Source organism: Bradyrhizobium sp. CIR18 (assembly GCF_014198295.1).
Lineage (GTDB): Bacteria > Pseudomonadota > Alphaproteobacteria > Rhizobiales > Xanthobacteraceae > Bradyrhizobium.
Genome location: NZ_JACIHF010000017.1, coordinates 26232 through 46765, shown reverse-complemented (window position 1 = coordinate 46765; position 20534 = coordinate 26232). Strand labels below are relative to the sequence as shown.

At 65.2% G+C, this 20534-nt stretch carries 20 protein-coding genes and 1 pseudogene; 4 read left to right on the top strand and 17 right to left on the bottom strand.

Going from position 1 to position 20534, the window contains the following annotated elements:
• Nucleotides 1-28 precede the first annotated feature (28 nt).
• Nucleotides 29-859, top strand: a complete 831-nt coding sequence (locus tag GGD65_RS34160) for an enoyl-CoA hydratase (RefSeq protein ID WP_183238101.1) — start codon at nucleotides 29-31, stop codon at nucleotides 857-859.
• 238 nt (nucleotides 860-1097) lie between these two features.
• Here the strand turns inward: GGD65_RS34160 and GGD65_RS34155 are convergent, their stop codons facing one another.
• Both GGD65_RS34155 and GGD65_RS34150 read right to left on the bottom strand, forming a co-directional pair.
• On the bottom strand, nucleotides 1098-1721 hold the full coding sequence (locus GGD65_RS34155; protein WP_018321375.1) for a GNAT family N-acetyltransferase: 624 nt from the start codon (nucleotides 1719-1721) through the stop codon (nucleotides 1098-1100).
• Between the two features lie 67 nt (nucleotides 1722-1788).
• Complete coding sequence (locus tag GGD65_RS34150) at nucleotides 1789-1992, bottom strand: DUF1127 domain-containing protein (RefSeq protein ID WP_183238100.1); 204 nt, start codon at nucleotides 1990-1992, stop codon at nucleotides 1789-1791.
• Nucleotides 1993-2102: 110 nt separating this feature from the next.
• Between GGD65_RS34150 and GGD65_RS34145 the strand changes: the two genes are divergently transcribed.
• Nucleotides 2103-3002, top strand: coding sequence for a transcriptional regulator GcvA (locus GGD65_RS34145; RefSeq protein ID WP_018321373.1), 900 nt, complete (start codon nucleotides 2103-2105; stop codon nucleotides 3000-3002).
• Between the two features lie 142 nt (nucleotides 3003-3144).
• Complete coding sequence (locus GGD65_RS34140) at nucleotides 3145-4476, top strand: MFS transporter (RefSeq protein ID WP_018321372.1); 1332 nt, start codon at nucleotides 3145-3147, stop codon at nucleotides 4474-4476.
• 198 nt (nucleotides 4477-4674) lie between these two features.
• Here GGD65_RS34140 and GGD65_RS34135 read toward each other — a convergent pair whose 3' ends face one another.
• The 3 genes from GGD65_RS34135 to GGD65_RS34125 are packed head-to-tail and all read right to left on the bottom strand — an operon-like array spanning nucleotide 4675 to nucleotide 7281.
• On the bottom strand, nucleotides 4675-5088 hold the full coding sequence (locus tag GGD65_RS34135; RefSeq protein WP_018321371.1) for a Rieske (2Fe-2S) protein: 414 nt from the start codon (nucleotides 5086-5088) through the stop codon (nucleotides 4675-4677).
• Nucleotides 5088-6197 carry an amidohydrolase family protein gene (locus GGD65_RS34130; protein WP_018321370.1) on the bottom strand — a complete coding sequence of 370 codons (1110 nt, stop codon included), beginning with the start codon at nucleotides 6195-6197 and terminating at the stop codon, nucleotides 5088-5090. Before GGD65_RS34130 ends, GGD65_RS34135 begins: the two co-directional genes overlap by 1 nt.
• Nucleotides 6198-6222: 25 nt before the next feature.
• Nucleotides 6223-7281 (bottom strand): amidohydrolase family protein, encoded by a 1059-nt coding sequence (locus GGD65_RS34125; RefSeq protein WP_183238099.1) that lies wholly within the window; start codon nucleotides 7279-7281, stop codon nucleotides 6223-6225.
• Nucleotides 7282-7425: 144 nt separating this feature from the next.
• On the opposite strand from GGD65_RS34125, the gene GGD65_RS34120 reads away from it, so the two are divergent.
• Complete coding sequence (locus GGD65_RS34120; protein WP_183238098.1) at nucleotides 7426-7908, top strand: CinA family protein; 483 nt, start codon at nucleotides 7426-7428, stop codon at nucleotides 7906-7908.
• A 161-nt stretch (nucleotides 7909-8069) separates the two neighbouring features.
• Here GGD65_RS34120 and GGD65_RS34115 read toward each other — a convergent pair whose 3' ends face one another.
• The 12 genes and pseudogenes from GGD65_RS34115 to GGD65_RS34060 all read right to left on the bottom strand — a co-directional run bounded on the left by GGD65_RS34115 (nucleotide 8070) and on the right by GGD65_RS34060 (nucleotide 20503).
• Nucleotides 8070-8345, bottom strand: coding sequence for a DUF1488 family protein (locus GGD65_RS34115; protein WP_020508771.1), 276 nt, complete (start codon nucleotides 8343-8345; stop codon nucleotides 8070-8072).
• A 133-nt stretch (nucleotides 8346-8478) separates the two neighbouring features.
• Nucleotides 8479-9109 (bottom strand): annotated as a pseudogene (locus GGD65_RS34110) (tetratricopeptide repeat protein).
• Nucleotides 9110-9227: 118 nt separating this feature from the next.
• On the bottom strand, nucleotides 9228-10697 hold the full coding sequence (locus GGD65_RS34105) for an AMP nucleosidase (RefSeq protein ID WP_183238097.1): 1470 nt from the start codon (nucleotides 10695-10697) through the stop codon (nucleotides 9228-9230).
• A 247-nt stretch (nucleotides 10698-10944) separates the two neighbouring features.
• On the bottom strand, nucleotides 10945-12279 hold the full coding sequence (locus GGD65_RS34100; RefSeq protein WP_018321364.1) for an HlyD family type I secretion periplasmic adaptor subunit: 1335 nt from the start codon (nucleotides 12277-12279) through the stop codon (nucleotides 10945-10947).
• The gene (locus GGD65_RS34095) at nucleotides 12276-14024 is read right to left on the bottom strand and encodes a type I secretion system permease/ATPase (RefSeq protein ID WP_018321363.1); all 1749 of its coding nucleotides are present in this window, start codon (nucleotides 14022-14024) and stop codon (nucleotides 12276-12278) included. The genes GGD65_RS34100 and GGD65_RS34095 overlap by 4 nt, the downstream gene beginning before the upstream one ends.
• A 262-nt stretch (nucleotides 14025-14286) precedes the next feature.
• Nucleotides 14287-14556: a GlsB/YeaQ/YmgE family stress response membrane protein gene (locus tag GGD65_RS34090; RefSeq protein ID WP_018321362.1), complete on the bottom strand. Its 270-nt coding sequence runs from the start codon at nucleotides 14554-14556 to the stop codon at nucleotides 14287-14289.
• A gap of 216 nt (nucleotides 14557-14772) precedes the next feature.
• The gene (locus tag GGD65_RS34085) at nucleotides 14773-15750 is read right to left on the bottom strand and encodes an ABC transporter ATP-binding protein (protein ID WP_018321361.1); all 978 of its coding nucleotides are present in this window, start codon (nucleotides 15748-15750) and stop codon (nucleotides 14773-14775) included.
• Nucleotides 15747-17162: an amidase gene (locus tag GGD65_RS34080; protein ID WP_183238096.1), complete on the bottom strand. Its 1416-nt coding sequence runs from the start codon at nucleotides 17160-17162 to the stop codon at nucleotides 15747-15749. Before GGD65_RS34080 ends, GGD65_RS34085 begins: the two co-directional genes overlap by 4 nt.
• Nucleotides 17159-17356: a hypothetical protein gene (locus tag GGD65_RS34075; RefSeq protein WP_018321359.1), complete on the bottom strand. Its 198-nt coding sequence runs from the start codon at nucleotides 17354-17356 to the stop codon at nucleotides 17159-17161. The genes GGD65_RS34080 and GGD65_RS34075 overlap by 4 nt, the downstream gene beginning before the upstream one ends.
• Complete coding sequence (locus GGD65_RS34070; protein WP_183238095.1) at nucleotides 17353-18414, bottom strand: ABC transporter ATP-binding protein; 1062 nt, start codon at nucleotides 18412-18414, stop codon at nucleotides 17353-17355. Before GGD65_RS34070 ends, GGD65_RS34075 begins: the two co-directional genes overlap by 4 nt.
• A gap of 3 nt (nucleotides 18415-18417) precedes the next feature.
• Nucleotides 18418-19320, bottom strand: a complete 903-nt coding sequence (locus tag GGD65_RS34065; RefSeq protein WP_183238094.1) for an ABC transporter permease — start codon at nucleotides 19318-19320, stop codon at nucleotides 18418-18420.
• Nucleotides 19321-19549: 229 nt separating this feature from the next.
• Nucleotides 19550-20503, bottom strand: a complete 954-nt coding sequence (locus tag GGD65_RS34060) for an ABC transporter permease (RefSeq protein WP_018321356.1) — start codon at nucleotides 20501-20503, stop codon at nucleotides 19550-19552.
• Nucleotides 20504-20534: the final 31 nt, after the last annotated feature.

Below are 20534 nucleotides of genomic sequence, written 5' to 3'. Positions count from 1 at the left end.
GCCCACCCTACGAGAGCGGGGAGGAATAATGAGCAGCGAAACCACCATCGACACCGGCACCAACGAGCTCCTCTGCGTCATCCGCGACCGCGTCGCTGTCATCACGCTGAACCGGCCGGACGCGCGCAATTCGCTGTCGGATGCGCTGACACCGGCGCTGCGCACGATGATCCGCAGCTGCGGCGAGAATCCCGGCGTCGGCGCGCTGCTGATCACCGGCGCGGGCGAAGCGTTCTGCGCCGGCGGCAACGTCAAGGGCATGGGTGCCCATCGCGACAAAGCAAAGCTCGAGATGCCGCTGGAAGATCGCATCGCCGATCTGCAGGAACGGCAACGGCTGCTCACCGGCGCGCTGGTATCGGTGCGCAAGCCGACCATCGCCGCCCTGCCCGGGCCCGCGGTCGGCGCCGGACTCGCCATCGCCATGGCCTGTGATATCCGCATCGCCGCGCAATCGGCCTTCGTCGCCACCGGCTACGCCCGCATCGCGCTAAGCGGTGACTACGGCATCGCCTGGCTGCTCACCCGCCTCGTCGGCACCGCACGGGCGCGCGAGCTGATGTTCACCGGCGACCGTGTCGATGCCGCGCGCGCGGAGGCCATCGGCCTCGTCAACCGCGTCGTGCCCGATGACAAATTGCAAGCCGAGGCCTTCGCGCTGGCCAAATCGCTCGCCGAAGGCCCGCGCCTCGCGCTGCGCTACATGAAGGATAATCTCGACGAAGCCGTGCTGTTCGACTTCGAAACCGCGCGCGACCACGAAGCCGAACGGCTGATCCGCCTTACCACGACCGCCGATCACAAGGAGGCAGTGCAGGCGTTCATCGAGAAGCGGAAAGCGGTGTTCACGGGGAAGTAGCAGCGTTCGAAGATCTATGACCGTCACCCTGAGGTGGCCGCTTCTTCAGCGGCCCTCGAAGGGCGACGGCCCGACTGTTGCTGCGCGAAGTCCGACACCGGGGATGCAGAGGGGCCGCTCATCCTTCGAGGCTCCCCGCGCGTCGCGTTGCGCCGCGCGTCTCGCACCTCAGGATGACGGATCTGCAAGCAAAAAAAACGCCCGGCTCTGGCTATGCCAGGCCGGGCTTGCAGTGATGTCAAACCGAGGCTGAGGGGCTTTCGGCCTGACGGGAAAGGGCGGCAAGGCGCCAGCTCGCGCAGGGGATATCCTTTGCCGCGACGCTGATCTCCTTGTCGAAGCGCACCAGCTTCCAATCATCAGGGTGATTGACGAAGGCGAAACCGGATTTGCGGGCGAGCGAGACCATGGCCTCGTTGGAGCGTAGCGTGTCGCCAAAGATGTGCTCGGCGCCAAGCGCGGCCGCGCGGCATTCGAGATTCTTCAAAAGCGCCGTGGCGATGCCGTGGCCCTGCCAGCGATCATGAACCGACAGGCCGAATTCGAGCGTCGCGGTTTCGGCCTGCAGCGCATAGCGCGCCTCGGCGACGATGGTCTCGAAGCCGTCGACCATCATGGTCGCGACCACGGTGAAACGTTCGCGCTCGCCGATCTGAAGGAAGTCGTGCAGCAGTCCGTTCGGCAGCTCGCTGATCGCGCCGAAGAAACGGTTGTAGCGGGAGCGGGTCGAGAGCGAGCGGAAATAGTGCTGAAGCTCGTCGGTATCGCGCGGCTCGACGAAGCGGACATTGAGCGCCTCGCCCTGCCGGGTGCGCAGCGTGTCCGAATATTGCTTCAAATCTTCCAGGCGAAGAGCGGTCATGACACATGCTCGGGACAAAAGGGACCGCCGGCGCCCCACAGTCAGGCGGCGCCGGCCTGGCGGCCAATCAGGCCCGCCAGAAGGGTTTGTCGGCCTCGCAGGCGATGTCACTCCAGGACAACCCGACGTCCTGAAGGTCGCGGGCGGTCCATTGGGTGAGTTCGCGCCTGTTACGGTAGCGCTCGTGCCAGACGTGGAGGGTCTCGCCGATCTGCTGGACCAGGCCGGGCGCATGATGATTTGTCATCGAATTGTCAGCCAAAGTAGACATTTTCAGCTCCTTGAGCTAAGTTGACCGCTAATATCTGCTTCCTGGTGCAGTGCGACAAACGACAATTTGTACCTTTTCGCATGAATTAACGTCATGTATCCTGCTGCCAAATGACTGCCAGATTGCCGTCCCTGAACGGATTGCGGGCGTTTGAGGCCGCCGCGCGCCATCTCAGCTTCACGCTGGCGGCGGCCGAGCTGAACGTGACGCAGACCGCGATCAGCCATCAGATCCGAAGGCTCGAGGAGGAGCTCGGCATCCGCCTGTTCATCCGGCAGAACCGTGCGCTGGCCCTGACCCCGGAGGCGCGCGATTACCTGCCCGGCGTTCGCGCCGCCTTCAACGACCTCCGGCTTGCGACCGACCGGTTGCTGCGCAAGGACGACGACAAGGTGCTGACGGTCTCGACGCTGGCCTCGCTCGCCGCAAAATGGCTGTTGCCGCGGCTGACGGATTTCCAGGAGCAGCATCCCGGCATCGACGTTCGTATCACCACCTCGACCAGCTTCGTCGACTTCCAACGCGACAATGTCGATGCCGCGATCCGCTACGGCCGCGGTCAATGGCCGGGCCTGCGCGCCGACTGGCTGATGGCGGATGAGCTGTTTCCGGTGTGCAGTCCGTCGCTATTGCGTGGCGACAAGCCACTGCGCCGGCCCGAAGACTTGGGAAACCATCCGCTGCTGCACACCTCAAGCGCCAACAGCGACGATTGGCGGCTTTGGCTGACCGCGGCAGGCCTGCCGGCCGACATCGCGAGGCACCCCGGTATCACCTTCGACATGATCTTCATGACCATCCAGGCCGCGATCGACGGCATTGGCGTCGCGATGGGACGGACCTCCTACGTCCAGGACGACATCGCCAAGGGCCGCCTCGTGGTGCCCTTCAAGATCGCGCTGCCGGCCGACGCCGGCTTCTACCTGGTCGCGCCCGAGGGGCGCCGCGAAGCACCGAAGCTGACCGCATTCCGCCAATGGCTGATTGCTGCAACGCAAAATAAGGCCTGAAAAATCAGCAGCTTCCTCCGCAAAACGGATTGACTCGCCCAGCCTCGCGCGGGAAGAGGCGTGGCAGATTGTCGCAGTCTCTGTCGCCTTGCCGTGGGATGATTTCCCGGTCCGGCCAGACCTTTCCAAAGGGAGCAACGCCATGGCTGGACCAGCCGCATCGACCAATCCACCCGCGATCAAATCGCGCATCGGCGCCATCCTGCGCGCCACGTCAGGCAATTTTCTCGAGCAGTTCGACTTCTTCCTGTTCGGCTTCTATGCCGCCGCGATCGGCAAGGCGTTCTTCCCCTCCTCCGATGAGACCGCATCGCTGCTCAACACCTTCGGCGTGTTCTGGCTCGGCGCGTTGATGCGGCCGGTCGGCGCGATCGTGCTCGGCGCTTACATCGACCGCATCGGCCGCCGCCAGGGCTTGATCGTCACGCTCGCCATCATGGCCTTCGGCACCGTCGTGATCGCATTCTGCCCGAGCTATGCGACCATCGGCATCGCCGCGCCCATCATCGTGCTGGTCGGACGTCTGCTGCAGGGCTTCTCCGCCGGCGTCGAGCTCGGCGGCGTGTCGGTCTATCTCTCGGAGATCTCCACCCCGGGCAATCGAGGTTTCTACACCTCCTTCCAGTCGTCGAGCCAGCAGGTCGCGATCTTCGTCGCCTCGATCCTCGGCTACATCCTTTCGGAGGTGATGCCGGCCGACACCGTCGCCGCCTGGGGCTGGCGCATTCCCTTCTTCGTGGGCTGCCTGATCATCCCCCTGATCTTTGTCCTGCGGCGGACGCTGGAGGAGACGCCGGCCTTCCTCGCCATGAAAAAGCATCCGACGGCCAGCGAGGTGTTCGCCTCCGCGCTCGCCAACTGGCGCATCGTCATCCTCGGCATGATGATCGCGATCCTGACCACGACGACATTTTACTTCGTCACCGTCTACACGCCGACCTTCGGCAAGACCGTGCTGAAGCTGTCGACGCAGGACGCGTTGCTGGTCACGTTGCTCGTCGCCGTGACCAACTTCTTCTGGAACCCGGTCGGCGGCGCGCTGTCCGACCGGATCGGCCGCAAGCCGGTGCTGATCGCGATCGCCTGCATGTCGCTCGTCACCGCCTACCCGGCGCTGCACTGGCTGGTGACGGCCCCGAGCTTCGGCAAGCTGCTCGCGGTCGAGATGATGTTCTCGTTCTATTTCGGCGTCTACAGCGGCACCATGCTCGGCGCGCTGGTCGAGATCGTGCCGGCGCATGTGCGCACCACCTGCTTCTCGCTCGCCTTCGCGCTCGCCGCCGCCCTGTTCGGCACCTTCACGCCGTTCGCCTCGACCTTGCTGATCGAGCATACCGGCGACAAGGCCTCGCCCGGCTTCTGGCTGATGCTCGCTGCACTGCTCGGCATCATCGCGGCCTCGACGGTGTACCGCGGCGGCGGCAAGGCGGTGCCGACATATGATGCGGTGGCCGAGCCTGTGGCGGGGCGTTGATGGTCGCTTCGATCATCGCCGCCTCTTACCCTCCCTGGAGGGGGAGGGTCGGCTCACATTGAGCGCAGCGATAACGTGAGACGGGGTGGGGTGAAGGTCCCTCCGCATCGAACGCTGCCCCTGGGGAGAGATCACCCCACCCCGCTCGCGCTCCGCGCGATCGACCCTCCCCCTCCAGGGGAGGGTAAAGAGAAGGGGCTACAGCTCCACCACCACGTAATCGCTCTCGACTTTCACCGGGATCGTCTCGGCCACATATGGCCCCTTCACCACGCTCGCGCCCGGCTCGACATGGGCCGGATAGGCCTTCACGCGGAAGCGGCGGGGATCGCAATAGGACTGGCCGGTGCGGATGTCGAACTCCCAGCCGTGCCAGGGGCAGCGGATGATCTCGCCGAGCCTGGTGTATTCGATCTCGCCGGGCTCCTTCGACTGCGCAAGACCGATCAGCGGGCCCTCGCACAGCGCCGCGCCCTGATGCGGGCAACGGTTCATCAGGCCGAAATATTCGCCCTTGATGTTGAAGACCGCGATCGGCCGCCCGTCGATCTCCAGAAATTTTCGCGTCCCCGGCGGCAGTTCATCGACCGGCGCGATCACATGCCGCGCCATCAACCAATCCCGTACAGCGCGCGCGCATTGCCGAGATAGAACGCCTCGCGATTGGCCTCGCTGACGCCTGGAGGCAAGACGCGGGAGGGCTCGTCATAGTCCCAATGCGGATAGTCGGTGGCAAACAACAGGCGATCCCAGCCGATCCAGTTGATGACATCGAACAGATCCTCGCGGCTTTCAGGATCCTCCATCGGCTGCGTCGTCCACCATACCTGCTCGCGGATATATTCCGACGGCGGCCGCTTCACATGCGGCACCTCGCTGCGCAGGCGCTGCCAGGTCTTGTCGAGCCGCCAGGCCAGCGACGGCGCCCAGCCGAAGCCAGCCTCGATCATCACCATCTTCAGTTTCGGGAAGCGCTCGAACACCCCCTCCAGCACGAGACTCGCCAGCGCCGATTGCTGGCATTGCGAGTGCCCCACCATCTCCTCGATGTAATAGGACGGCCAGCCGGACGGCGTAATCGGATTGCCGCCGAAGCCGAAGGCGTGGACGCCGACGGGAAGGCCGGCTTCCTCCGCGGCCTGGTAGATCGGCCAGTAACGGCGCTGGCCGAGCGGCTCGACATTGCGGCTGAGCAGCAGCACCTGCACGAAGTTCTTGTCGCCGGCGCGCTCGCGGATTTCGGCGGCGGCCGACAGCCCGTCCTCATTGCCGACGACGATCGAGGCTTTGAGCCGCTTGTCCTTGCTGGTCCATTTGTCGATCTGCCAGTCGTTGATCGCCGAACACAAAGCGGCCGAGAGTTCGTGATTGCGGATGCCCTGCCCGGTGTTGAGTGGATTGAGCACGCCCAGCTGCACGTTGTTGGGATCGAGCAGCTGCTTCTGCATGAAGGACAGCGAGGAGCCCTGCGGGCCGCCTTCGGGCGGATAGGCATCGCGGCGCGAGGCGTTGGGCTGGGCCTTCGGATAGGGCGGGCCTTCCATCATGCCCTGATAGGCATGGACGCCGTAGACTTCGAGATGATGCTGCCAACGTTTGGCGAGATAAGGATAAAGCTCGGTGCGGGTGGCGCGTGCCGGATGGATGTCGCAGTCCGCGATCGCGGTTTTGACGGTCAGTGGGGAAGCGGCTTCTTGGCTCTCGCGGAATTGGATATTCATCGCCTTGCCTCCTTTGGCAGCGGGCTCATTTCAGGCGGGGATAGGTCGCATGTGGATTTTCGATCATGATCTTGCGCACGAGATCGGGGGTGAGACCTTCGGGCAGCGCGTCCTGGCCGTCGAACTGCCAGTGCGGATAGTCCGTGGAGAATAGGACCAATTCGTCGGACTGCATATGATCAAACAGGCGAATTAATGTCGCCTCGTCTGGCGGCGCATCAAATGGCTGTAAGGAGAAACGGATGTTGCTGCGCACAATATCCAGCGGCGCGCGGTCGACCCAAGGCGTCTCCATCCGCACCCCGCGCCAGAACTTGTGCAGGCGCCAGAGATAGGGAGAGATCCAGGAGACGCCGGATTCCAGCATCACCATTTTCAGGCGCGGATATTTGGCGAACACGCCCTCGACGATCAGACTGGTGAGCTGGGTCTGGAACGCCTGGGCCTGCCCCACATAATCCTCGATGTGGTAGGAACCCCATCCCACGGCGGTCGGCGGATTGTGATAGGCGGAACCCGCGTGAATGCCGACGGGTAGTTCCAGCCGTTCCGCGGCTTCATAGATCGGCCACAGCGCGCGCTTGCCGAGCGGCGTGTCGCCCATCACCAGCATCAGCACCTGGACGAAGCGCTTGTCCAGCGCGCAGCGCTCGATTTCGGCCACGGCCTTCTCGACGCTTTGCGTCGGGATCACGATCGAGCCGCGCAGCCTCTTGTCGCGGTCGAGCCACTCGTGCGCCAACCAGTCGTTCAGCGCACGGCAGAAGGCGGCCTGCAAATCTTCCGAAAACACCATCTGCACGCCGTAGAGCGGATTGCAGATGGCATGCTCGAGCTTAAAAGCATCGAACACATGGCGCTGCATGTCCTCCAGGCTTTCGCCGGGTTTTCCAATTTCGGGGCGCCAGTCTGGCCGCGCCGTAATCGGTGAACTCTGAGGATAGGATTGCGAGATAAGGTCGACCATGCCGCGCGTCGTCACCTGATCGCGCCAATAGTCGTTCAGGTACGGCAGCAGGCTGGTCAGATGCGGCACGGCCGGATGCACGTCGCAATCCACCCCGCCGGCGATCAGGGACGCCATGACGTCTCCCTTCTCACGTTCCCTCGCATGTCTCTTCTTGTACCCGCCATTCAAGCAGGCCTGCCCGTCGCCCGCAACTCAGCCAAGCGTCCTGTCATATGCTAGGAAGGCTGAGCTCGGTTGCGAAGGAATGAGGGGTGCGGAATGAAAGAGCTCGTCGGCATTGCGGAACAGGTCGCAGCCAAACTGATCGCGCGCAAACAGACCATTGCTGTTGCGGAATCTTCGACCGGCGGCCTGATCGCGGCCAGCCTGCTCGCGGTGCCCGGCGCGTCCGCCTATTTCCTCGGCGGCGCGGTCGTCTACACCCGCGATGCCCGGCGCGTGCTGATGGATATTTCGGACGAAGGCATGAAGGGCTTTCGCTCCTCGTCGGAGCCCTATGCGCAACTGCTGGCGGAGCAGATGCGAACGCGCTTTGGCAGCGACTGGGGCCTGTCCGAGACCGGCGCAGCCGGCCCCACCGGCAACCGCTACGGCGACGCCGCCGGACATAGCTGCATGGCGGTGAGCGGACCTGTGGCGGAGGTCATGACGCTGGAGACCGGCAACAACGACCGGCTCGGCAACATGCAAATGTTCGCGGCGACGGCGCTGAAACTGTTGTTGAGGAAATTGGAGCGGTGAGCTGCTTCTCGAATGAGTAAGAATAGTCTCGCCGCAGATACCGCTGTCATGCCCCGCGGAAGCGGGGCATCCAGTACGCCGCGGCCCATCGATTTAATCACAACTGTCTCGGAGTACTGGATCGCCCGCCTGCGCGGGCGATGACACCGGAGTATGTGGCATCACCGCCCCAGATGCCGCATGAAGATCCGCACCACATATCCCTGGAATCGCGGTGCTTCGTCGTAGAGATCTGACGCGATCCGCTCGATGGTCTCACGCAACGACAAGAACTGCGCCTGCCGCGCACTGCTTTCGGTGCCCTGCATGCCCGCGAGCTCGTCCATCGCGGCGTCGCTGATCTGGCACTGCACGACCTCGTCGCCGCTCAGCATGGTGAAGCGAAAGGCCAGCCGTTCGAGGTCATGGCCGATGATCTTGTCGCGCGTCAGCGGCATCCAATTGTCCCGTTCGCGCCCCCGAACGGGACAATGCTGAAAATCTGACGCCTTGTCACTATCCGCGCCGAAGGACGTGGCGGTCATCCGACGCCCATCAGCAGCGGCTCGACGAACCAGCTGCTCTCCAGCTTCAGTAGACGAGCGCCGTGCCGGTCGGCCTGTCGAGCGCCGCGGCCAGCGACCGATACTCCTCGCAACCGGTCCCGCAGATGGAGGCAATCCGGCTCAAATGATAAAGCGCCTGCTCGCGATTGCCCCGCTCGAGCTGCCACAGCCCGTAATATTGCCACGTCAGCACGTGGTTCGGATCGGCCTTCAATGCGCGCTCATACCAGACCTGCGATTGCTCGTAGTCGCCGAGCTTGCGATAGGAATAGCCGATGAGGTTAGCGACGTTCGGATGGTCGTCATGCCCGAGCGACTTCAATTTGCGCGATCGCGGCCGCGTAGTCGTTGCGCTCTTAGATCGTGTCATAGGCCACGCGGTAGCCGGCCGCGAATGCGGGATCGCCGATGCTGGACTGATTGTTCGGCTTCTTGCCTTTCTGGGTTGCCTTGGCGCCCGGGCGCTTCGGATAGGTCGGCTGCAACCTCTGATCCGAATAAGCACCGGCGTACGGATCCGTGGAACTGGCGCCGCCCCCGCCTCCGCCACCGCCGCCTCCGCCACCGCCGCCTCCGCCCGCGGCAAATGCCGGCGAGCACAATAGGGCTGCCGCGAACGTACCGAACACGACGCGCCTGATCATCGCTGCGCTCATGTCTGCCTCCTGTGTTTCAAGCGGCCCCGGACCAATTGATAACCCTGCCTCGGCGGCAATATTCCGGGACGCTGCGCTCACGGAGGCGTCAGCATGCGTACGACAGTTCCAGTGTCCTTTACTGGAAGGCCACCTCGGCAAAGCTGCGCAGCTTTCGCGAATGCAGCCGCTCCGATTCCTGCTGCTTGAGCCGTTCCAGCGCCTTCAGGCCGATCTCGAGATGCTGGCCGACGCGGCGGCGGTAGAATTCGCTGGCCATGCCCGCGAGCTTGATCTCGCCGTGCAGCGGCTTGTCGGAGACGCAAAGCAGCGTGCCGTAGGGAACGCGGAAGCGATAGCCGTTGGCGGCGATCGCGGCCGATTCCATGTCGAGCGCGACCGCGCGCGACTGCGACATGCGTCGGATCACCTCGGGCCCGGAGATCTCCCAATTGCGGTTGTCGACGCTTGCCACCGTCCCCGTGCGCATCAGGCGCTTGAGCTCGAAACCTTCGAGGCCGGTAACGTCCTCAACCGCCTCTTCCAGCGCGACCTGCATCTCGGCCAACGCGGGGATCGGGACCCACAATGGCAGCTCGCGATCGAGCACATGGTCCTCGCGCACATAGCCGTGCGCGAGCACGTAATCGCCGAGCCGCTGCGTGTTGCGCAGGCCCGCGCAATGGCCGAGCATCAGCCAGGCATGCGGGCGCAGCACCGCGACATGGTCGGTGACGTTGCGCGCGTTGGACGGACCAGTGCCGATGTTGATCAGCGTGATGCCGCGGTAGTCCGGCATGACCAGGTGGAAGGCCGGCATCTGCGGCATGCGCGCGGGCGCAACGCCACCGGTTGCGCCGCCGCTGCGCGTGATGACATTGCCCGGCGCGACAAAGGCTTCAAGGCCGGCCTCACTCGACTGGAGCCGCTGCTGACAGAGCTGCGCGAAGGCGTCGACATAGAACTGGTAGTTGGTGAAAATGACAAAATTCTGGAAATGTTCGGGGTCGGTGCCGGTGTAGTGATAGAGCCGGCGCAGCGAGTAATCGACGCGGGCAGCACGGAACAGCGACAGCGGCTCGGGCGCGCCCGGCCGAAGCTCGAAGGTGCCGTCGGCAATCGAATCGTCCATGGTGGCGAGATCGGGCACGTCGAAGGCGTCGCGCAGCGATCGCGCGACAGGGGAATTCTCGCTCGTGGTGATCGCAGCTTCGATGTTGATGTCGCGGCGATAGGCGAAGTGGATCGGGATCGGCTCGGCGGACTCGCCGATCTCGACGGGCACGCCGTGATTCTGGATCAGGAGGCCGATCTGCTCGATAAGATAGCTCCGGAACAAATCCGGCCGCGTCACGCTGGTTTCATGCACGCCGGGCCCGGCGACGAAGCCGTAGGCGAGACGCGAATCCAGCCGCGCATGCGTCGCGGTGGTGAGGCGGACGAAGGGATAATAGGCGCGCACCCGCGTCGTGATCGCTTCGCCGCCGACATAGGCCTCGAACCGGTCGCGCAGGAACTTGGTGTTGCGCTCATAGATCTCTTCGAGCCGCGCGACGGCGAGGGAGGCGTCGGAGAAAGATTCGGTGGCGATGGAGGATGGGGATTGCATTGTTCGACCGCCGGGTTGCTGGGGCTTTGAGTCGAACTATAGCAAAGAAGGCGGTGCCGTAGGGTGGGCAAAGCGACTTGTCCGCCGTAGCTCGAAGAGCGAAGGCGGAAGCGTGCCCACCAACTTGTTCGTGGGAAAGATGGTGGGCACGGCGCGTTGCGCCTTTGCCCACCCTACGAGACCGCGTGTGCCGCACGAGATCCCGGATGCGCGCTAAGCGCGCTCCGGGATGACGCGCTTTCGCGCGTCACTTCTCCCGGAACGCCCGCATCAGCTGGTCGTGCAGCGGCTTCATCAGATAGGACAGCATGGTGCGGTCGCCGGTCTGGACGAAGGCTTCCACCGGCATGCCCGGGATCATCTTGACCTCGCCGAGACGAGCGATCTCCTCGGCCGGCATCGAGACGCGGATGGTGTAGTAGCTCTGGCCGGTGCGCTGGTCGGTGGTGACGTCGGGTGAGACACGGCTGACGAGGCCGTTGAGCTCCGGCGTGGTGCGTTGATTGAAGGCGGAGAGGCGCAGCAGCGTCTTCTGGCCGATCTGGAGCTTGTCGATGTCGACCGGATTGACCTTGGCCTCGACCTGGAGATCGTCGGCCTGCGGCACGATCAGCATGAGCGCGTCGCCGGCGGTGATGACGCCGCCGACCGTGTGCACCGTGGATTGCAGCACCATGCCGTCCTGCGGCGCGCGGATGTCGATGCGGCGAAGCTGGTCTTCGGCGGCGACCTTGCGCTCGATCAGCTCGCCGATCTTGTCGTTGGTCTCGCGCAGATCCTTGGAGACCTCGCTCACAACGTCCTTGTCGACCTGGATGATCTGCAGCTCGGTCTCGGTGATCTTGCCCTTGGCCTGGGCGCGCGAAGCGATGTATTGCGCGCGTTCGCCGTTGAGACGGGCCGAGTCGCGTTCGAGCTGGGTCAGGCGCGATATCTGCACCAGACGCTTGTCGTAGAGCTCGCGCACGCCGGTGAGCTCGTTCTGCACCAGCGCGATCTCCTGATCCTTGGCCTTCTCCTGGGCGCTGAGGCCCGCGATCTCCTCGTTGAGCTGCGTAATGCGCTCGCGAAGCTGGGCCTTCTGTCCGGTGCGGCCATTGACACGGACGTCGAACAGCTTGGTTTCGGCGGAGAGCAGCAGCTTGACGTCGGGATCGCTGGCGCGCTCGAGCAGGGATGGCGGAAATTCGATCCTGTCGACCCCGCGCTGCTCGGCCTGCAAGCGCGCCGCACGCGCCTGCGCGGCGTCGAGATTCTTGGTGACGATGGCAAGGTTGGCCTTGGTGACGGTGTCGTCGAGCCGCACCACGATATCGCCGGCCTTGACCAGGTCGCCGTCGCGGGCGCGCACCTCGCCGACCACGCCGCCGGTCGGATGCTGCACCTTCTTGACGTTGGATTCGACCACGATCTGGCCCGGCGCGATCAGCGCACCCGAGATCAGCACGGTCGAGGCCCAGCCGCCGAGACCGACGACAAGGACCAGCACGATCACGAAGCCGAGGATCAGGTGAAACTTGATGGATTCGCGTACGGTCTTGTTCGCGGCCGGCTTCGGGCCGCCGATGGCCATCGTGCTCATGGCTTGGCAACTCCGCCTTCGCTGACGATCTTGATCGGGGCCGGCGGCGTCACACGCGGCTGCAGAACCTGGGCGAGCACCTGCTCCTTGGGTCCGAACGCCTGCATGCGGCCGTCGCGCAGTACCAGGACCTGGTCGACCGCCTCGACGCCGATCGGGCGGTGCGCGACCACGACGACGATGGCGCCGCGCTCGCGGGCGGCGCGGACGGCGCGGGTCAACGCCTCGTCGCCTTCGGTGTCGAGGTTGGAGTTGGGCTCGTCGAGCACGATCAGGAAGGGGTTGCCATAGAGTGCGCGCGCCAGCGCCACGCGCTGCGCCTGGCCGGCGGAAAGCGCCGTGCCCTGCTCGCCGACTTGCGTGTTGTAGCCCTCGCGCATCTTGATGATCATCTCGTGCACGCCGGCCTCTTTCGCCGCCGCGATGATGCCCTCGGATGTCGCCTCGGGATCGAACCGGCTGATGTTCTGGGCGATGGTGCCGCCGAACAATTCGACGTCCTGCGGCAGATAGCCGATGTGCCGGCCGAGCATGTCGGACGACCATTGATCGAGCGCCGCGCCGTCGAGCCGCACCTTGCCGCGCACCGGCTGCCAGACCCCGACCAGCGCGCGGATCAGCGACGACTTGCCGGAGCCGCTCGGGCCGATCACGCCGAGGCCGTTGCCCGCGGCGAGCGCGAAGGTGATGTCCTGCACGATGAGGCGCTGGTCGCCGGGCGGCACCATTGCGACGCCTTCGACCGAGAGCCGGCTCGTGGGCGCCTGCAGCTGGGTCGGCATCGTCTGTGCCGGCATCTGCTCCAGCAGGCGCGTGAGGCGGTGCCAGCTCTGGCGCGCCGCGACGAAGGATTTCCAGTGCGCAATGGCGAGATCGACCGGCGCGAGCGCGCGGGCGGACAGGATCGAGCCGGCAATGATGATGCCGGCGGTCGCCTCCTGGTGGATGACGAGATAGGCGCCGACCGCCAGCACGGCCGATTGCAGCATCATGCGCAGCACCTTTGCGACCGCGCCGAGACCACCGGCGACGTCGCTCGCGCGCTGATTGCCGGCGAGATATTTTTCGTTGGCCTCGCTCCAGCGCTGGTTCATCCGGCCGGCCATGCCCATCGCCACCATGACTTCGGCGTTGCGGCGGCTGGCCTGGGCGAGATCGTTGCGCTGGGCGGCAAGCCCCATCGCCTCGCGCGCCGGCTGGCGGGACATGAACTCGGTGACCAGCGTCAGCCCGACCAGGATGATGGCGCCGGCCAGGGCGGTGACGCCGATCATGACGTGGAAGGCGAAGCAGATGGCGAGATAGAGCGGCAGCCAGGGCAGGTCGAAGAACGCGCTCGGGCCCATGCCGCCGAGGAAGGAGCGGACGTTGTCGAGATCGCGCAGCGGCTGGAGGCCTTCGTTGCGGCTGCCGACCAGCAGCGGCAGGCGCACGATGGTGTCGAACACGCGCTTGTTGAGGGCTTCATCGAGCGCGGTGCCGATCCGCCCCAGGATCCGGTTGCGGATCATGTCGAGCACACCCTGCGCCATGTAGAGGAAGCTGGCGAGGATGATCAGGCCGACCAGGGTCGGGACGCTGCGGCTCGGCAGTACCCGGTCGTACACCTCCAGCATGAAGATCGACCCGGTCAAATAGAGCAGGTTGATCATGCAGCTCATCAAGCCGACGCCGACGAACGCCGTGCGACAAGCGCGCAAGGCGTCACCGAGTTCTGAACGGCGGACGCCAGGACCGGCTGCCATCAGTCTGATCTCTTTCAGGTGGGGGCCAAGGCCCCTGATTTCACGGGCAATTCAGGATACTCGCCCCGGATTAACATCATGTTCGCGCTGCGTCCAACGCAGCCGGGTTCATCCAAAATCCCGATGGCCCACATCTACCCCTGATGGCCCCGCACGCAAGTCCGGTAATTCACAGTCTTTGCGGCTTTTTGGTGCAGTGGCCGCCGCCGCCTCCCCGGTCCTGGAGAGGCGGCTAGTTCCGATCGATCGAACCGGGCGGTTGCTAGAACCGGCCGCCGCCCCGCACCAGCCGCACCACCAGCAGCAGGATGACCGCGCCGATGGCGGAATAGACGATCTCCGAGACCAGGCCCGTGCCGAGGCGAATGCCGAGCTTCGGAAACAGGAAGCTCGCCACCAGCGCGCCGGCGATGCCGACCACGATGTCGCCGATGATCCCGAACCCCGTTCCGCGCACCACCTTGCCGGCGAGCCAGCCGGCCACCAGGCCGACGAACAGAATTACGAGCAGGCCTTCGTTGGAAATGTACATAAGTCTGGTCCCTCTCCATGAACGGCCGCATGGAACGGGAACCGGGATGAATGGGGTGTGAATGCTACCCGCTTCACCCGCTCCGGCAAAAAGTCGAAAACAACCCCATGCAAAGTAGAACGGCTCTTGCCTGCGGTCCCCGGTGAACTGTGACAACTAGGTGTTGCCATGGAGGAATTTCAAAGGAAGGAGCGCTGCTGCAGCGCCGCTCGAATATTATGACAGCGCCGCCGCCTGCTCCGCCAGCACACATCGCGCCGCCCGGCCCGGCCCGACCGGCACATTGGCAGGCAATTGCTCCAGGCAACGGGGCTGCGCCACGGCGCAGCGCGGAGCGAAGGAGCAGTTGTGGGGTTTCTCGGCCAGCGAGGGCGGCGTGCCGGGGATGGTTTCGAGCCGGGCGCCACGCTTGGCGCCGTGAATCGTCGAGGCGAGCAGGCCCTTGGCATAGGGATGCACCGGGCTGCGGACGATGTCGCGAAGCGTGCCCTGCTCCACGATCTGGCCGGCATACATCACCGCGACACGGTCGCAGATCTCGATGGCGACGCCGATATCGTGGGTGACGAAGATGACGGACATGCCGAACTCGCGCTGCAGCTCGCGCAGCAGCAGCAGGATCTGGATCTGCACGGTGGCATCGAGCGCGGTGGTCGGCTCGTCCGCGAGCAGGATTTTTGGCCGGCAGGCGAGCGCCAGCGCGATCATGGCACGCTGACGCATGCCGCCGGACATCTCGTGCGGATAGGCGTCGAGCCGGCGTTTTGCGGAGGGAATGCGCACGACCTCGAGCATTTCGAGCGCGCGTGCCCTGCCCTCAGCGTAGCTTTTGCCCTCGTGGCGCACGACGCTTTCGGCGATCTGCGCACCGATGGTGTAGACCGGATCCAGCGCCAATGCCGGCTCCTGGAAGATCATCGACACGGTCTGGCCGCGGAAGGACGACAGCTCCTCGTCGTTCATGGCGAGCACGTCGCGGCCCATGACGTTGACGGCGCCGGAAATCTGCGTGCGCTTCTTCGGCAACAGCCGCATCAGCGCACGCAGTGTCACGCTCTTGCCCGAACCGGACTCGCCGAGCAGGCCCAATACCTCACTGTTACCCAGCGAGAGACTGAGATCGTTCACGGCATAAACCGTACGCTCCCCGGTGAAACGGATGTTGAGGCCTGAAATCTCGACGAGCTTTGTCATGACGGCAGTTTCGGCAATCGATCGTGATAGTCGGTGACGCGCTGGAAGGCGGCGCCGATGGTGAGCAGGGTCGCTTCGTCGAAGGAGCGGCCGATCAGCTGCATGCCGACCGGCAGGCCGCTTTTCGTGAAGCCTGAGGGCACGGTAAGCGACGGCAGGCCGAGGAAGTTGACCGGGCGGGTGAACAGCGTTAGCCGCTGCACCATGGCCGGTGCGTTCGGCCCGCCGCCGACATCGCTCTCTTCGATCGTCGGCGCCGGCACGGGCGACGCCGGTGCGACCACCGCATCGACGCCGGCGGTGGCCGCATGGTGCGCAGCGAGCGCGGGGCCGCGCCAGCGCATTGCCTCGAGATAGGTGATGGCGGGAACGGCGAGACCGTTCTGCAGCCGCATCAGGACCTGCGGGCCATAATCCTGCGGACGCTCGATCATCCAGCGCTTGTGGAAGGCGGCAGCTTCGGCGGCGAGCACGAGCTGGCTCGCCGAGGACAATTGGCGCTGGTCCGGCAGCTCAACCGTGACGATGTCGGCGCCCTCGCGCTTGAGCAGGGCGATGGTCTCGTCCAGCACGCGCGCGACCTCGCTGTCGAGATCGTCGACATAGAACGAGCTGGGCACGCCGATCTTCAGGCCCTTCAGCGAGCCCTTGGTCGCGCCGACATAGTCCGACAGCGGCTCGTGGCTGCAGGTGGAGTCCGCAGGGTCCGCGCCGGCCATCAGCGCCAGCAGCAGCGCACAATCCTCGGCGGTGCGGGCGAGAGGGCCGACGGTGTCGAGCGACTGCGATAGCGGCATCGCGCCGGCCCGGCTGACGCGACCGACCGTGGTCTTCAATCCCGTGACGCCGCAGAAATGCGCGGGCATGCGGATCGAGCCGCCGGTGTCGGAGCCGAGCGCCGCATAGGTCAGCCGCGCGGCCACCGCCGAGCCGGAGCCCGACGACGAGCCGCCGGTGATGTGCGCGACGTTCCAGGGATTGCGCACCGGACCGTAATGGGCGTTATGCCCGGTCGGGCCATAGGCGAATTCGGCCAGATGCAGCGTGCCGAGGCGGACCTGGCCGGCGTCCTTCAACCGCTGCAACGCCGTGGAGGTCACGGTCGGCACGAAATCGCGGCGGATCAGCGAGCCGCAGGTCGCGACGTGGCCGGCATCGTAATACATGTCCTTGTGCGCGAGCGGCACGCCATGCAGGGGACCACGGACATTGCCCTTGGCGAGCTCGGAATCGGCGGCCTCCGCCGCTTTCAATGCAGCCTCGGCCTCGATCGACATGAAGGCGTTGAGATGCGGCTGCCACTGCGCGACGCGCTGCAGCAGCGCGCGCGTCGCCTCTTGCGAGGACAGCTGCTTCATCGCGATCGCGCGCGCGACCTCGGTGAGCGTCATCAATGCAGGCTCAGCGCTCATTTCGACACCTTCTGCGTCTGCGCAATCGGATAGAGCGCGGGCTCGAGGTCGAACGGCAGCGTGCCGGCAATGGCTGCGAAGCCTTCGAAGGCAGGCCCGATGGAATTGGAGATACGCGTCGCGATCTCGTCGTCCACGGGGACGCCGGCGATTTGCGCGATGGGCTTGATCTCTTTCGGTGTCGGTCTCGTCATGCGGTCTTCTCCCTGGGCGCGCGGCTATGGCCTGAACCCGGAATCGCCATGTAGCACGCGGTCTCGTGGCCCATATTATCGAGCGCGGTGAGCTTTGGTGTCGCATTTGCGCAGAGCGGCTCCGCAAACGGGCAACGGGTGTGGAAGCGGCAGCCCGGGGGCGGGTCGATCGGATTGGGCGGATCGCCGGTGATCGGCGGCTGCTCGGTGCGCCGGTCGGGGTCGGACGACGGCATCGCCGCAAGGAGCGCGCGCGTGTAGGGATGCGCAGGACTGTCCCAGACCTGGTCGACCGGGCCGAGCTCGACGACTTCGCCGAGATACATCACCAGCACGCGGTCACTGATATAGCGCACGACGTTGAGGTCGTGGCTGATGAAGAGATAGGTGAGGCCGAACTCGCGCTTGAGGTCGGCGAGCAGGTTGAGCACCTGCGCCTCGACGGATTTGTCGAGCGCGGAGACCGCTTCGTCCAAAATCACAAGTCGCGGCGACAGCGCCAGCGCGCGTGCGATATTCACGCGCTGGCGCTGGCCGCCGGAGATCTCGTGCGGATAGCGGTTGGCAAAGTTCTCCGGGCGCAAGCCCACCTTGCCGAGCAGCTCGCGCGCCAATGCGCGTGCCGCGCCATCGGCCATGCCGTGCACCTTCGGGCCGAAGGCGATCGATTCCTCGATCGTCAGGCGCGGGTTGAGAGAAGCGTAGGAGTCCTGGAACACCATCTGCATGCCGCGGCGCAATTCACGCAGCGACAGCGACTGACCGACGGTCATGCCGTCATAGATGATGTCGCCGGTGTCGCGCGGCATCAGATGCATCAGCAGGCGCGCGGTGGTGGACTTGCCGCAGCCGGATTCACCGACAATGCCGACGGTCTCGCCTTTGGCAACGGCGAAGGAGACGTTGTCAACGGCGCGCACGGTGCGTTTGGCGGCGAACAGGCCGCCGCGTACAGGGAAGTGCTTGGTCAGCCCGTTGACCTGCAGCAGCGGCTGCGCGACGCCGCCGCGGTCTTCGACCGGCTCCAACATTTCGACGGACGTGTTGGTTTCGCTCATGGCCTAGTTCCTGATGTCCATGGCGCTGCGCAGGCCGTCCGAGAGCAGGTTGAAGCAGATCGAGACCGCGAAGATCATAGCGCCCGGCAATGCGGCGACCCAGGGATTGACGTAGATCGCGGTGCGTAATGTGTTGAGCATCAGGCCCCATTCCGGCTCCGGCGGCTTGGTGCCGAGGCCAAGGAAGGAAAGACCGGCGGCCAGGATCATCGAGACCGAGATCAGGCTCGTCGCATAGACGAAGATCGCGCCGAGCACATTGCCGAGGATGTGCACGCGCATGATGGTGATGGGTCCAGCGCCCGAGGCACGCGCGGCCTCGACGAAGTCCATGTTGCGCACGCCCGTGGTGACGCTTTCGGCGACGCGGGTGATCTGCGGCACGAACACGACCGTCAACGACACGATGGAATTGAGGATGCCGGCCCCCAGCGCGCCGGAGATCGCGATCGCCAGCAGCACCGAAGGAAAGGCGTAGAACACGTCGATCGTGCGCATGATCGCGGTGTTGAGCCTGCCGCCGACATAGCCGGCGACGAGGCCGAGCGAGGTGCCGATGCAGAAGGCGAGGATCACGGGCAGGATGCCGATGACCAGAGACAGCCGCCCCCCATAGATCAGCCGCGCCAGCATGTCGCGGCCGAGCTCGTCGGTGCCGAGCGGGTAGCCAACGGTTCCGATGTGGCGCAGGCGGCGGATCATGGAGCCCTTGTAGGGATCTTCCAGACCCAGCCAGGGCGCGAGGATCGCGGAGAGGAAGATCAGCAGCAGCACCAGCGCGCAAGCCATGCTGACCTTGTCGCGCCGGATGCGGCGGACGACGGTCGCCCAATAACCCCGCGCCTTGGTTGCCGGCGCGGCCTGCAGCGCGGCATCGGCGGTGGCGGACAACGGAAGGTCGCTCATTGGCTGGCTCCCAGTCGTTGGTACGATCGATGCGAGCCAAGGAGGTGGTGCACCTCTCCCGCTTGCGGGAGAGGTCGGCGCTCCGGGCGATGCGAAGCATCGTCCCGTGCGCCGGGTGAGGGTTCTCTCCTCTTGGGGGTCCTCGATTGCGGAGACACCCCCACCCCGCCCCTTCCCCGCAAGCGGGAGAGGGGGAGCACCTTTTGCGTGGCGACAGCTGAACTCATTATCAGCCCCGCTTGATGCGCGGATCGATCGCGGCTTGCGCGATGTCGACCATGAGATTGAGGAAGACGAAGAATAGCGCCAGGATCAGGATCGTGCCCTGCAGCAGCGGCAAATCGCGCTGGAAGATCGCCGAGTTGAGCAGGAAGCCCGAGCCCGGCCAGGAGAACACGGTCTCGATCAGAATCGAGCCGCCGAGCATGTAACCCAATTGCAGCCCCATTACCGCGAGCGCGGTGGGCGCGGCGTTCTTGATGACGTGGCGGAACACGCCGCGCTCATGCAGCCCCTTGGCGCGCAAGGCCTCGACGAAATCCTGGCTCAGGATGTCGCCGGTCAGCGCCCGCACCGTGCGGGTGACGATACCCATGGGAATCACCGATGTCGTGATCGCCGGCAGCACGAGGTATTGCAGGTGTGCCCAGTCCCAGGCCCAGGTGGCGGAGCCGCCGGGCCCGGCGCCGACCGCGGGCAGCCAGTTCAGCTGCACCGAGAAGATGATGACCATCACCATGCCGAGCCAGTAGTGCGGCACGGAGACGCCCGCAATGGCAAAGGACGTCGCGACCTTGTCGATCCAGGTCTCGCGGAAGTAGCCGGCGATCAGGCCGAGCAGGATGCCCATGGTGAAGCCGATGATGGCGGCGGCAATCGCCAGCGTGACGGTATTGCTGACGGCGCGCATGACTTCGGCGAGCACCGGGCGCCCCGTCGCGATGGAATTGCCGAGATCGCCGTGCAGCGCGCGCATCAGCCACAAGCCGAACTGCACCGGCAGCGGCCGATCAAAACCGTAGGCCGCGCGCAGCTGCGCCGCGAGCTCCTGCGAGGCATCGGCCGGCAGCACCGCGACCAGCGGATCACCCGGCGTGATGTGCACGAGCAGAAAACACACCAGCGCGACGCTGATGACGATCGGAACGACGTAGACGATGCGTCTGGCGATATAGGCGAGCACGTTTGGTTCTTTCTTCCTTCTCCCCTTGTGG